Origin of the sequence: Streptococcus infantis (assembly GCF_047463175.1) — a bacterium.
Classification (GTDB): domain Bacteria; phylum Bacillota; class Bacilli; order Lactobacillales; family Streptococcaceae; genus Streptococcus; species Streptococcus infantis_AC.
On sequence record NZ_JASHEJ010000003.1, the window covers coordinates 88,062 to 100,755 of the forward strand.

Here is a 12,694-nt window from a genome sequence, read left to right on the forward strand (position 1 = left end):
TGCCATCGCTAAAAAAAACCTCTACTTGGTATTTTTTAGCTCCCTCTGGGGAGCTTTTTGCGTGCTCTGAACATTTCCCATTTTGGAAGGAGTACTATGAAACGTCAATCAGCCTTGGTCGTCTTTAGTGGCGGTCAAGATTCAACAACCTGCCTTTTCTGGGCAAAGCAACACTATGAAAGGGTCGAAGCCGTTACCTTTGCCTACGGTCAACGCCACCATTTAGAAATTCAAGTGGCCAAAGAAATCGCTGAGGAACAAGGAATTCGTCATCATATCCTAGATATGTCTCTGCTAGGACAAATTACTGAAAATGCCTTGACTTCAGATTTAGAAATTGAGCAAAAAGAAGGAGAGGTTCCTAATACCTTCGTTGACGGTCGCAATCATCTCTTTCTGTCCTTTGCGGCAGTCCTTGCCAAGCAGCGTGGAATTACGGATATCGTGACAGGAGTGTGCGAAACAGACTTCTCAGGTTATCCTGACTGTCGGGATGTCTTTGTCAAATCACTCAATGTCACGCTCAACCTTGCTATGGATTACGACTTTGTGATCCAAACGCCTCTCATGTGGCTAGACAAGGCTGAAACTTGGGAATTAGCTGACCAACTTGGTGCCTTTGACTACGTTCGTGAGAAGACCTTGACCTGCTACAATGGGATTATTGGTACTGGTTGTGGAGATTGTCCTGCCTGCCATCTACGCCAACATGGTTTAGAGGTTTATCTCTCTCAGAAAGGAGAGGCCTGATGTTTTTTGCCCCCAAAGAAATCAAACAAGAAACTGGGGAATCTCTTGTCTACAATCCTCACAGAACCTTAGTCTCAAAAGAATTTACCTTCGATGCTGCCCACCACCTCTTTCACTATGAAGGAAAATGCAAATCCCTACACGGTCACACCTATCATCTACAAATCGCTGTCAGTGGATTTTTAGATGATAGAGGTATGACCTACGATTTCGGAGACATCAAAGCTATCTACAAGGACTACTTAGAGCCCCACTTGGATCATCGCTATCTCAATGAAACCCTGCCCTACATGAATACGACTGCTGAAAATATGGTTTACTGGATTTTCCAAACCATGAGCCAGGAGTTGCCAGACGAGCGCGGTCTCCGTTTGGAATATGTTCGTCTCTATGAAACTCCGACTGCCTTTGCAGAGTTTAGACGGGAGTGGTTAGATGACTAAGGAACGTGTCCTCAAACTACCAGTTCTAGAAATTTTTGGGCCTACCTTTCAAGGTGAAGGTCGTGCTATTGGCCAGAAAACCATGTTTGTCCGCACTGCTGGTTGCGACTACCACTGCGACTGGTGCGATTCCGCCTTTACTTGGGACGGTTCTGAAAAACCAACTCGTATGACAGCTGATGAAGTAATCGCTGAGTTAGACAAACTAGGAAGCTACGACTATGTCACCCTATCTGGGGGAAATCCTGCTATCCTAGCAGCCAATATGGCAGAATTGGTCACTAAACTCAAGGAACGTGGTATCACTCTTGCTGTTGAGACCCAAGGCTCCCGCTGGCAAAATTGGTTAAAAGATATCGACCAAGTCACTCTGAGTCCTAAGCCTCCTTCCTCCAAGATGGAAGTCAACTTTGAGACCTTGGACTTTATCGTTTCCCAACTAGACCCAGACAAAGTAACCTTTAAAATCCCTGTCTTTGATGATGCAGATCTAGCCTTCGCCAAAGGTATTCAAGAACGCTACCAACCAGATGTCCTCTTCTTATCGGCGGGAAATCCTGAGCCCAAGGCTACAGGCAATATTGTCCAAGACCAACTGGATCGCCTCAAAGAACTCTGGGAACGTGTCGCTGCAGACGATAGCTGGGGCAATGTCCGCGTCCTTCCTCAACTCCATACCCTCCTCTACGACAACCAACGTGGTGTTTAAGATTAGAAAGAAAAAATCATGTCACAACAAGAAGAAATGAAAAACCTCAGCCTCCTCGGCAACAAAGAAACCAACTATATTTTCGAATACCAACCCGAAGTCCTCGAATCCTTTGACAATCGTCATGTGGAAAATGACTATTTCATCAAGTTCAACTGCCCTGAATTTACCTCACTTTGTCCCATCACTGCTCAGCCAGACTTTGCAACTATTTATATTTCCTACATTCCTGACAAGCTCTGTGTCGAGTCAAAATCCCTCAAACTCTACCTCTTTAGCTACCGAAACCATGGAGATTTTCATGAAAACTGTATCAACACTATCGGGAAAGACTTGGTCAACTTGCTAGACCCTCGCTATTTAGAAGTCTGGGGAAAATTTACACCTCGCGGTGGTATTTCAATCGACCCCTACTACAACTACGGTAGACCTGGAACCAAGTATGAAGGATTGGCAGAACAACGCCTCTTCCAACATGACCTCTATCCAGAGAAAATTGACAACCGTTAAACTCATACTCAATGAAAATCAAAGAGCAAACTAGAAAGCTAGCCGCAGGTTACTCAAAGCACTGCTTTGAGGTTGTAGATAAGACTGACGAAGTCAGCTCAAAACACTGTTTTGAGGTTGCAGATAGAGCTGATGTGGTTTGAAGAGATTTTCGAAGAGTATAATACGAAAAAGCCCTGTTCCTCAAGATGAGAAGCAAGGCTTTTTAAGTTTCAATTATTCTTCAGTTCCAAGGAAGTTTTTAGCAACAAGGGCTGCAAGAACTCCACCAACGATTGGTGCAAGGATGAAAATCCAAACTTGTTGAAGAGCTGCGCCACCTACCAATACAGCAGGAGCCAAACTACGAGCTGGGTTTACTGAAAGTCCAGTGATGTTCAATCCAGCTAGAATCAAAGCTGTCAATGACAAACCGATCACCAAACCAGCGATTGCGCCATTCCCTTTGCTTGCTGAAGTTACAGTCATGATCACCAAAACAAACAAGAATGTTGCGATTGTTTCAAACAAGAAACCACCAAAGACAGTTACACCGTTTGCCAAGGCATTTTCACCAAGACTTGCAGTTGACATACCTGAATTTGCCAAGAGGAAGAACACAGATCCTGATGCAAGGAAAGCACCGACTACTTGACCAAGGATGTAGTTTACAAGTTCTGAAGATGACAAACGTTTGTTAACAAACATAGCGATAGAAACAGCTGGGTTCAAGTGAGCACCTGAAACAGTTCCGATTGAGAAAGCTGCAACTACGATTGCCAAACCAAAGGCAAGAGCAATTCCAAGGTGTCCAAGACCTTCAACACCATTTCCAAAAACAACAGCTCCTGTTCCGATGAACACAAGCATAAAAGTACCGATTAATTCAGCAACGAATTTTTTCATGTTAAGTCTCCTTTTTTCAAACTATGTATTAGTCTATCAGAAGAAGGAAAGGGTTTCAAGAAATGTGCTTGGAAAATATACCAGGAGATAAAGGTAAGTTTTTAGAGAGGTTTCCTACATTAAAAAGCCATCCGAAGATGGCTTTAGATAAGGATTTTACTAACATTAATAAGCACCCATTTGCATTTCTTATTTCTGCAACTCAAGCAAAACACTTATGGCAGATAAGGCATAAAGTGGTGCTGTTTCTGCTCGTAGGATGCGAGGCCCAAGTCCTGCTAGGATTGCTCCTTTGGCTTCAAAACTTTCAATTTCTGCAGGGGATAAACCACCTTCTGGTCCAAAGATAAAGAGCAGTTTAGCTCCCTTTTCTAACCCAGCAACAGCTTGGATGAGGGCAGCTGATTCTCCTTCTTTAGCTGACTCTTCGTAAGCCACCACGATACGATCAAACTGATCAAGTTGTGCTAAGAAGTCTGATTTTCTCTCAAACAGCTTTATACTTGGAACAAAGTTCCGTTTGCTTTGCTCGGCCGCTCCAAGGGCAATTTTTTCTAACTTCTCAACCTTTTTGCCCAATTTCTTGCCGTCCCATTTGGCAACTGACCAGTCTGCAGGAAAGGCCCAGATTTGGCTTGCACCCAGTTCCGTCACCTTTTGAGTGATAAACTCGAGTTTATCCCCCTTGGGAAAGCCTGAAGCGGTGGTCACTTGAATAGGTAGTTCCACATTATCAGCTAATTCTTCAACCAACTCAAACTGACGCGCCTCTACATTTACCACGCGCGCCAAGCGCTTGATGCCATCATCAAAGACCAAAGTAACCTCATCATTTTCCTTCAGGCGCATGACCTGAAACATGTGCTTACTGGTTTCCTTGTCCTCAATAGTGACAGGAGAACTAGCCAAACCTTTTACAAAATACTGTTGCATGCTAGCCTCCAATCACACCAGAGATATCCTTAGTTTTTTTGAAGACACAGGCATTCCATTCCCCTTGAATCATATGAGTTTCAAGGAAAAATCCAGCTGCTTCTGCTGACTCACGGACCATGTCCCACTTGTCCCTGATAATGCCACTCATGATGAGGTAACCTTCATCCTTGACCAAGTGATAAGCATCCTCTGTCAGATGAATGAGGATATCTGCCAAGATATTAGCCACGATGACATCTGCCTCAATCTCAACACCCTTAAGCAAATCTCCTGCTGCTACATGGATGTTTTCCATACCCGGGTTGAGCTCAATATTTTCCTGAGCGACGCGAACCGCAACATCATCTAGGTCATAGGCAAAGATTTCCTTGGCACCTAGAAGCGAGCTGGCAATAGAAAGGACACCTGAGCCTGTCCCCACATCTAGCACTGTCTCACCACCACGAAGAACCTGCTCCAAGGCAAAAAGACTCATCTTGGTCGTAGGGTGGGTTCCAGTTCCAAAGGCCATACCAGGATCTAGCTTGATAATCTTCTCGCCAGCAGTTGCCTCATAGTCCGTCCATGATGGTACGATGGTCAGGTCATGGGTAATGCGAGCTGGTTCATAGTATTTCTTCCAGTTGTCTGCCCAGTCTTCCTCAGCCAAGGCAGTCGTCCCAATCTTGACCTCTCCCAAATCCATAAAGTCTGTCAATTCTGCAAGACGAGTTTGCAAGTCCGCTTCCACCGCTGCTACATCAACTGTGTCAGGGTAGTAGGCAGTCACCACGATTTCTTCTTGCTGCTCGACCTCAGGGAAAATCTCACCGAAACGGTCGACATTTCCCACATAGTCCATGCTGTCTTCGATCGCTACCCCTTGGGCGCCTAACTCGATCAAGAGATTGGAAACTAATTCCTCTCCCTCACGCTTAACCGTTACTTTTAACTCTTGCCATGTTTCCATTTTGTATTTTCCTTATTCTTCTTAAATTCTTCAATCACATCTGTATAGTGTTCTTTCATTGCGCTATGAATCTGCTGTTTAAAAATACCAAACATAAGATAATAAACAAATAGAACAATTCCTGCAAGCAGTAGCAGTAATAAAAAATGTACTGAAAGGGGCAGTACGAGACCTTCACCACTCAGTAAGGGTAAAACAAGCATTAATCCCCAAATAACAGCCATAGAGATCCCAGCTACTTTCGTACCACTTTCTCTCTGCTTCTTTAACTTTAAATATTCCATGTAAATGAATGTAGCTTCTTCCCTAGAGTATTGTCCAGTTTTTAGTTTGCGTTTAACTTCCTTGTTTAACGTGGTTGTTGCAATCGCAAAAATCATTTCACTTCCTCCAAATAATCCCTCAATCTACCCTGCAACTGCGGAACTACTTGACTGGATGTCAAAAATTCCTCAATGTTCATCAATTTATAGCCCTGCCCTTCATCTCCAAAGGTGATACTGTCAAACTGTTCTTGACTTAGTTGCCCGACCATAAATACTGACTGTCTGCCTTCATAGAGCATGCTGGGATAGACCTTACTCCCAAGCAGGTTATCTTCAGTTAGATGAATCCCTAACTCTTCAAAAACTTCACGCGCTGCGCATTCAAAAGGAGTTTCGTCCCCTTCACGACCTCCACCTGGCAACTCCCACATATTGGGCCAAGGAATGCTGGGCTTGTCATCACGCAGAATAGTTAGGACACTATCTCCACAAAGTAAGGCAATCTTGCAGCCTGTGAAATCAGAAATCTCTAGCTCCATGCTAGACTCCTAATATCTCGGATAAGGATAAAATTCTCCTTCTTCCAAGCCAACTTTTCCTTCTTCAAAGACTTCTTGGTTCCATTCCATGACGAATTCTTCTGCTTCTGGGTCTTCCAAAAAGTCCATGAGGGCATCTAGTCCAACCTCTGCAGTATCTTTGAGGAATAGTGCAAAATAAGCTAAAAATTCACGAGAAAAACCTTTCTTCGGCAGATAAGGGATGACTGTGAGATAGTCTTCTGCATTAACTGTTGACTTGGCAGGGTTATAAAAAAGCATCGCTTCTTCAAAAAGGATATCATCTGACGAAACCTCTCCGTCTTCATCTAGCATCTCCACTCCTGCAGGATTTTGCGCCTCTAGCAGAAAACTCACTTCAACTGCATGATTGCGTTTGTCCCAGCTAATCTCATAGTCAAAAGGAAAGTTCTTGTCCAACTCTTCTTGTAAAACATCTAAAAATCCGTATGTTGCCATGTTGTCCTCTTTCTATACGACTCTTCAATCGCCCCGAATACTCGGAAATATGCTAAAATAGATACTACCATCTTACCACATTCGTATCAGAAAATCCATGTTAGAAAGGACTGCTATGCCAGACAATCTCGCGCTTCGCATGCGCCCCAAAACCATCGACCAGGTCATCGGTCAGGAGCATCTGGTTGGACCTGGCAAGATTATCCGCCGTATGGTGGAAGCCAATCGCCTATCCTCTATGATACTCTACGGACCTCCAGGCATCGGAAAAACCAGTATCGCTTCAGCCATCGCTGGAACGACTAAGTATGCTTTTCGGACCTTCAATGCCACTGTTGATAGTAAAAAACGTCTCCAAGAAATCGCTGAGGAAGCTAAATTCTCAGGTGGCCTTGTACTGCTACTAGACGAGATTCATCGCCTTGACAAGACGAAACAAGACTTTCTCCTTCCTCTTTTGGAAAGCGGTCTAGTCATCATGATTGGGGCGACAACTGAAAATCCTTTCTTTTCTGTCACTCCAGCCATCCGCAGTCGTGTTCAGATTTTTGAGTTGGAACCCTTGTCTAACCAAGATGTCAAAGAAGCCATTCAAATAGCCATAACTGACCCTGAACGAGGTTTTGAGTCCCCTGTTGAGTTAGATGATGATGCCCTTGATTTTATCGCAACATCTACCAACGGAGACCTCCGTTCTGCCTTTAATTCGCTTGATTTAGCAGTTCTCTCCACCCCAGAAAATGATGACGGTGTCCGCCACATCACCCTCGACATCATGGAAAATAGTCTTCAGAGAAGCTACATCACTATGGACAAGGATGGAGACGGACACTATGATGTTCTATCTGCCCTGCAAAAATCCATCCGTGGATCCGATGTCGATGCTAGTCTCCACTATGCTGCTCGCTTGATAGAAGCTGGTGACCTTCCTAGTCTAGCTCGTCGTTTGACTGTTATTGCTTATGAAGATATTGGCTTAGCCAATCCCGAAGCTCAGATTCATACCGTAACTGCTCTGGATGCAGCACAGAGGATCGGTTTCCCCGAAGCCCGCATCCTCATTGCCAATGTTGTGATTGATTTGGCCCTTTCTCCAAAATCCAACTCAGCCTATGTAGCTATGGACAAGGCTCTGTCTGACCTTAAAACCTCAGGTCATCTACCAATCCCACGTCACCTGCGAGATGGCCACTATAGTGGTAGCAAGGAATTAGGCAATGCCCAAAACTACCTCTATCCACATAACTACCCAGGTCACTGGGTCAAACAAGAGTACTTGCCAGAAAAAATTCGCAACCATAGCTACTTCTCACCAGAAGATAGTGGAAAATACGAACGTGCCCTGGCTCAACGCAAGGAAACCATTGATAAATTACGAAACTTATGAAATCCTTTTCAAAATTTTTAATTTTCCCTTGATTTTTTTTGAAAAAGTGGTATCATATAATCATAGAAACGCTGTGGTGTACGACTTCACATTTAAGTGTTGACCGACTATTTTTTGTATTATTAGGGAAACAAAAGTCTTCTAACAGCATGTAGGCCGTCTCACACGGAAACAGCTTCAGTTAGAGCGAGTTGCCCACCTGCTTAATTGCGCGGGTTCAATACAAACCGTGAAGTTTCGGCACCAATACAGCTTTTTATTTGCCTCCTTAGCTCAGTTGGTAGAGCAGTAGACTCTTAATCTATGGGTCACAGGTTCGAGCCCTGTAGGGGGCATCTAAATCAACAGGAAAAAGCCTTTATTTATAAGGCTTTTTTGCTTGTCTATAACTGATTTGCCCCATCATTTGCCCCACATTTTTTTTATGAGCAATCTTTCCAGACATCTCTGATTATGAAAAACAAAAAAGCTATCCTACCTTTGCAAATTTGGATAAGATAGCGGAATATTTTAATGCAACTCCAACCCAACTCTTTGGAACGAGTAAAGAGATTGAGTTAGAAAAGAGTGTTCTTGAATCTAATGAATACTCTGATAAAGTAAGTGAGATTTTAAAAGCTGTCAAATATATCGAAGATTTTCTAGAAACTGATGGACAGTACTTAGAGGATTTACTTTACTTAACAAGAGGCAACCAACTATACACAGAAGATGGAGATGAGTTGTATATTGATCCAACTTCTCAGAAAAGAACACTTCATAACCAATATGAACCTGGTTTTATTGAAGCAAGGGATAAATCTCCACTAGAGCTCTTAATTGAAAATAAGGAGCTATTAGATTAAATAAAAAAAGCGAGGATATCCTCGCTTCAGATTGAAGTTAAAATCTTTAGAAGACACTTTTATAAGGACTTTGTCTTAAATCTGTGAAAAGGAGTGAAAACTCCTTTTCTTTTTGTAAGTCAGACTGAAACTTCCAAATTGTTTATTCATTTTATTGACATTTTCTATAAAAATAAGTATAATAGTTTTATTAGAAAACTATACTATATAGGGGGTATTGAAATGAAATTTTCTAATCGTTTACTGCTATTCCTTGCAGGAGTTGTTTTTGTCCTTTTAGGACTTTTCCTATTTACAAACCCAGTAGCTAATCTTGTTGCTTACAGCTGGTGGATTTCATTTGGTTTACTGGTTTCTTCTATAGCAGCTATTTTAGGCTATTTCTCTGCACCAAAAGAGCTTCGCTCACCTGTTTATCTTTTCCAAGGATTTGTTAGTCTTCTCTTAGCTCTTTACCTCGTTGCTTATGGCTTTGTGACCCTGCCGGTCGTCATTCCGACCATTGTAGGAATTTGGTTAATTGTAGAAGCCATTATTGCTTTCTTTAAAGGCAATCGTCTAAGATTGATTTTCCCTATTATTGGTAGCAATATCACGTGGGTAGCCTTGCTTGAATTTTTACTAGGTCTAGTGATTCTGTTCAATCCAGTGGCTACAGGTGTCTTTGTCGTTTATGTCATTGCCTTTTCAGTTTTAGTTACTGGCTTCACCTACATTATTGAGGCCTTTCGTAAATAGTCTAGTTGCTATTTCTATCGCATTCAAAAAAGCTGGGAAATCATATTCTCAGCTTTTTTGTCTCTTTAATTATCACTTTTTCGCATTCCATTCTGCGTAGAAATTTGTTTTTCCATTTTATTCTCCAATTTGATCTCGCACTGACATTTATTTATAACAAAACTATATATCTAGAATAGCATAATCATTAGGTATTATAGGTTTTCAAACAAAATACGAGTCATTCGTTTTTGCCCCACTTTTGCCCCATTTTTAAATCCTGACATTGAAAATACCTAAAAGTATTTCCCTAAAATCAGCTATATTTCAACATTTTTGTTTATTTTCAATATGAAAAGTTCTTACAAATCCATGTAGGGGGCATCTAAACAACAGGAAAAAGCCTTGATTTATAAGGCTTTTTTGCTTGTCATTTTGTTTTTTGTACCAAAAAGTTTATATTCACAAAATAAGCGACTCTCATCAAAGACTCGCTATTTATCTAACACCTCGATTTAATAGAAAAAAACACCTCACGGTGATTACTTATTATCAATCGTCCATTACTCCGCCTGTAAGTTGGTACATGAGATAAATGTGCTCCAAGGTTTTTAGCTTATCCATATGTTCCACATCTTTAAAGGCACCTAATGCTAGTAAAGGAACAAAACCGAAACATTGGTTATAAGACAAGGGACCATCTTTTAACACAGCCTGTCTATATAAATCCAGTTCAAAGTTATCAGTCACATATGAGTTATCTAAATACTGAAGAAAATATTTCAAGCTCTTGATAATAATGTCGCAGTTTTGAAGATTGTATTTTACAATACCAACAAATTCATTCTCTTCCCAAGTAATAATATCTCCAAAGGCTGTTACGAACATCGGAAAAAGAAGTAAGGAACTATTCATAATAATAGCCGTAGCAAATCTTTGCATTTTTGCCTTATCTTATTTAAGATAGTACTATTAAAAAAAGAAAAGGTGAAAATCATGGAAACATATACACTTGCAAATGGGGTTGCTATTCCTAAAATTGGTTTTGGAACTTGGCAAATTGCTGAAGGCGAAGAAGCCTATAACAGCGTTAGCTTCGCACTTAAGGCGGGTTACACACATATTGATACCGCACAAATTTACGGTAACGAGGTTTCTGTAGGTAAGGCGATTGCTGATAGTGATTTGGCACGTGAGGATATTTTCCTAACTACCAAACTTTGGAATGATAAGCACGATTACGAGTTGGCTAAGACTTCTATCGATGAGTCTCTCGAAAGACTTGGTGTGGATTATTTGGATCTTTTGCTTATCCATTGGCCTAATCCAAAGGCGCTTCGTGAGAATGATGCTTGGAAGTCTGGTAATGCAGGCGCTTGGAAGGCAATGGAAGAAGCCTACAAAGAAGGTAAGGTGCGTGCTATCGGTGTGTCTAACTTTATGCAACATCACCTAGAAGCTCTTCTTGAAACAGCTGAAATTGTGCCACATGTCAATCAAATCCTCTTGGCTCCAGGTTGTGACCAAAAAGACTTAGTTGCCTATTGCCAAGAGCGCGATATCCTTCTTGAAGCCTATAGTCCACTAGGTACAGGTGGTATTTTTGGAAATGAAGATGTTGAAGCAGTGGCTGAACGTAACGGTAAATCTGTGGCACAAGTTGCTCTGCGTTGGAGCCTTCAAAAAGGTTTCTTGCCACTACCTAAGTCTGTGACACCTAAAAATATAAAAGCTAACTTGGATATCTTCGGCTTCGACTTATCAGAGGAAGATATGGCGGTCTTGGATAAGATTCAAGGCATCAAAACTCAGGATGATCCTGACAAAGTTAATTTTTAATAGGATTTTAATCAACTCGTCAGGGTTGCTTTTTCAAGTAAATGACAAAAGAAGTCAAGATTTTGACAATTCGCGTCACATGAAGTTATTTAAGCATCTCCTTTTCTTTCATTACCATTTCCTGTTATAATAAATTGTACTTCTAAAATAGAAAGGTCTTAAGATGACAACTCTTATTAAACATAAACGTGTAGAATTTTCAGAACTTTTTTATGACTTAGTTTTTGTTTTTGCAATTTCAAAAGTAACTACTTTAATTGACCATCTTCATAACGGTATTTTGACTTGGAATTCTTTCCTTGATTTTTTCATTGCTTCTTTGCTTCTCATCGATTCCTGGATGATTCAAACCGATTATACCAATCGCTATGGAAAGAACTCTTTATTTAACATAGTAATCATGTTTATCAAAATGGGAATTTTACTCTTTATAGCCAATATGATTGGACCTGATTGGCAACAATATTTTCATTATCTCTGTTGGGCTATTGGTACATTAACCCTTACCTTATTTTTTCAATATTTGGTTGAATTTTTTAGAAAATCAACCGATGATGTTCATCGGGAAAGTATCAAAGGTTTTCTATGGATAACAGGTCTAGGAAGTTTAGGAGTCTATTTAGCAGCTCTTCTTCCTATTTACGTTGGAGTCTCTGTCTTATTTGCTAGTATTCTGCTAACATTTATTATGCCAAGTATCTTGCTTAATAAAGATAAGCATTACCAGGTAAATCTCCCCCATTTAATCGAGCGCATCTCCCTTCTTGTCATTATTATGTTTGGAGAGATGATTACGGAGCTAGCTAACTTCTTTACAATCGAGAATTTCTCGATTTATTCGGTTCTTTATTTCATTATTATGATTTCTCTGTTCTTGTTTTATTTTGGTCAATTCGACCATGCTATTGATGAAAAATCTAATCAAAAGGGGCTATTTCTAATTTACAGTCACTATCCTATTTTCATTGGGCTTATGATGATGACTGTATCGATGAGTTTTCTTCTGAATCCTGAAGCTAATCGTCTCTTTGCAACCAGCTTCTTTTATATCGGAATTGGCCTCTTCCAAGCTGCTGTCCTAGCAAATGGGCCCTATAACAAAAACTATCTTCGCTATCCGAGAAGTTACTACTGTGCTCAAGCGACACTCTATCTGGCTGCCTTGATTCTCTCTTTGCTTTTCGCTTCTAATCCTATAACAGTGTTGAGTATTGCAACCATTTTTACTCTAGCTATAGCCATTCATTTTATTTATTTTTATGTGACACAGAATAAAAAATATTCCAAATCTAACTGGGGGTTCTTTTAATGAGTTTATAACATAAAAAAGCTTTGGGAACCAAGGCTTTTTTTTCATTAATTTGTTTTTCCATTTTATCCTCCGATTTGAACTCGCACTGACATTTATTTATAACAACACTATATATCTAGTATGGCAT

15 protein-coding genes, 1 tRNA gene and 1 pseudogene are annotated in these 12,694 nt (G+C 40.8%); 10 read left to right on the plus strand and 7 right to left on the minus strand.

Going from position 1 to position 12,694, the window contains the following annotated elements; all coding sequences use genetic code 11:
• Positions 1-96: 96 nt before the first annotated feature.
• From queC to queF, 4 genes are read left to right on the plus strand one after another with little or no spacing between them, the layout of a single operon-like run.
• On the plus strand, positions 97-750 hold the full coding sequence (queC, locus tag QM859_RS06655; protein ID WP_004250769.1) for a 7-cyano-7-deazaguanine synthase QueC: 654 nt from the start codon (positions 97-99) through the stop codon (positions 748-750).
• On the plus strand, positions 750-1,193 hold the full coding sequence (gene queD / locus QM859_RS06660) for a 6-carboxytetrahydropterin synthase QueD (protein WP_000464566.1): 444 nt from the start codon (positions 750-752) through the stop codon (positions 1,191-1,193). Before queC ends, queD begins: the two co-directional genes overlap by 1 nt.
• The gene (gene queE, locus QM859_RS06665) at positions 1,186-1,902 is read left to right on the plus strand and encodes a 7-carboxy-7-deazaguanine synthase QueE (RefSeq protein ID WP_368910531.1); all 717 of its coding nucleotides are present in this window, start codon (positions 1,186-1,188) and stop codon (positions 1,900-1,902) included. The genes queD and queE overlap by 8 nt, the downstream gene beginning before the upstream one ends.
• 18 nt (positions 1,903-1,920) lie before the next feature.
• Positions 1,921-2,412 carry a preQ(1) synthase gene (gene queF / locus QM859_RS06670; RefSeq protein ID WP_000082589.1) on the plus strand — a complete coding sequence of 164 codons (492 nt, stop codon included), beginning with the start codon at positions 1,921-1,923 and terminating at the stop codon, positions 2,410-2,412.
• Positions 2,413-2,628: 216 nt separating this feature from the next.
• Here queF and QM859_RS06675 read toward each other — a convergent pair whose 3' ends face one another.
• The 6 genes from QM859_RS06675 to QM859_RS06700 all read right to left on the minus strand — a co-directional run bounded on the left by QM859_RS06675 (position 2,629) and on the right by QM859_RS06700 (position 6,467).
• Positions 2,629-3,297: an MIP/aquaporin family protein gene (locus QM859_RS06675; RefSeq protein WP_004250764.1), complete on the minus strand. Its 669-nt coding sequence runs from the start codon at positions 3,295-3,297 to the stop codon at positions 2,629-2,631.
• 189 nt (positions 3,298-3,486) lie between these two features.
• Positions 3,487-4,230: a 16S rRNA (uracil(1498)-N(3))-methyltransferase gene (locus tag QM859_RS06680; protein WP_414262526.1), complete on the minus strand. Its 744-nt coding sequence runs from the start codon at positions 4,228-4,230 to the stop codon at positions 3,487-3,489.
• A gap of 1 nt (position 4,231) precedes the next feature.
• Positions 4,232-5,182 carry a 50S ribosomal protein L11 methyltransferase gene (prmA, locus tag QM859_RS06685; protein WP_235083455.1) on the minus strand — a complete coding sequence of 317 codons (951 nt, stop codon included), beginning with the start codon at positions 5,180-5,182 and terminating at the stop codon, positions 4,232-4,234.
• Complete coding sequence (locus QM859_RS06690) at positions 5,161-5,562, minus strand: hypothetical protein (RefSeq protein WP_036758379.1); 402 nt, start codon at positions 5,560-5,562, stop codon at positions 5,161-5,163. The genes prmA and QM859_RS06690 overlap by 22 nt, the downstream gene beginning before the upstream one ends.
• Positions 5,559-5,987: an NUDIX hydrolase gene (locus QM859_RS06695; RefSeq protein ID WP_414262527.1), complete on the minus strand. Its 429-nt coding sequence runs from the start codon at positions 5,985-5,987 to the stop codon at positions 5,559-5,561. Before QM859_RS06695 ends, QM859_RS06690 begins: the two co-directional genes overlap by 4 nt.
• A 9-nt stretch (positions 5,988-5,996) precedes the next feature.
• On the minus strand, positions 5,997-6,467 hold the full coding sequence (locus tag QM859_RS06700) for a DUF3013 family protein (protein ID WP_036758384.1): 471 nt from the start codon (positions 6,465-6,467) through the stop codon (positions 5,997-5,999).
• 115 nt (positions 6,468-6,582) lie between these two features.
• Here QM859_RS06700 and QM859_RS06705 point away from each other — a divergent pair, with 115 nt between their 5' ends.
• The 4 genes from QM859_RS06705 (at position 6,583) to QM859_RS06720 (ending at position 9,437) form a co-directional block, all read left to right on the plus strand.
• Complete coding sequence (locus QM859_RS06705; RefSeq protein ID WP_414262528.1) at positions 6,583-7,854, plus strand: replication-associated recombination protein A; 1,272 nt, start codon at positions 6,583-6,585, stop codon at positions 7,852-7,854.
• A 262-nt stretch (positions 7,855-8,116) separates the two neighbouring features.
• Positions 8,117-8,189, plus strand: a tRNA-Lys gene (locus tag QM859_RS06710).
• A 96-nt stretch (positions 8,190-8,285) separates the two neighbouring features.
• Positions 8,286-8,699 (plus strand): helix-turn-helix domain-containing protein, encoded by a 414-nt coding sequence (locus tag QM859_RS06715; RefSeq protein ID WP_232672988.1) that lies wholly within the window; start codon positions 8,286-8,288, stop codon positions 8,697-8,699.
• Positions 8,700-8,921: 222 nt separating this feature from the next.
• Complete coding sequence (locus tag QM859_RS06720) at positions 8,922-9,437, plus strand: HdeD family acid-resistance protein (RefSeq protein ID WP_006150850.1); 516 nt, start codon at positions 8,922-8,924, stop codon at positions 9,435-9,437.
• A 531-nt stretch (positions 9,438-9,968) separates the two neighbouring features.
• Here the strand turns inward: QM859_RS06720 and QM859_RS06725 are convergent.
• A pseudogene (locus tag QM859_RS06725) lies at positions 9,969-10,310 on the minus strand (T6SS immunity protein Tdi1 domain-containing protein); the annotation flags it as partial.
• A 102-nt stretch (positions 10,311-10,412) separates the two neighbouring features.
• Between QM859_RS06725 and QM859_RS06730 the strand changes: the two are divergent.
• Together QM859_RS06730 and QM859_RS06735 are read left to right on the plus strand one after the other, a co-directional pair.
• Complete coding sequence (locus QM859_RS06730; RefSeq protein WP_006152895.1) at positions 10,413-11,255, plus strand: aldo/keto reductase; 843 nt, start codon at positions 10,413-10,415, stop codon at positions 11,253-11,255.
• Between the two features lie 163 nt (positions 11,256-11,418).
• Positions 11,419-12,564: a low temperature requirement protein A gene (locus QM859_RS06735; RefSeq protein ID WP_414262529.1), complete on the plus strand. Its 1,146-nt coding sequence runs from the start codon at positions 11,419-11,421 to the stop codon at positions 12,562-12,564.
• Positions 12,565-12,694: the final 130 nt, after the last annotated feature.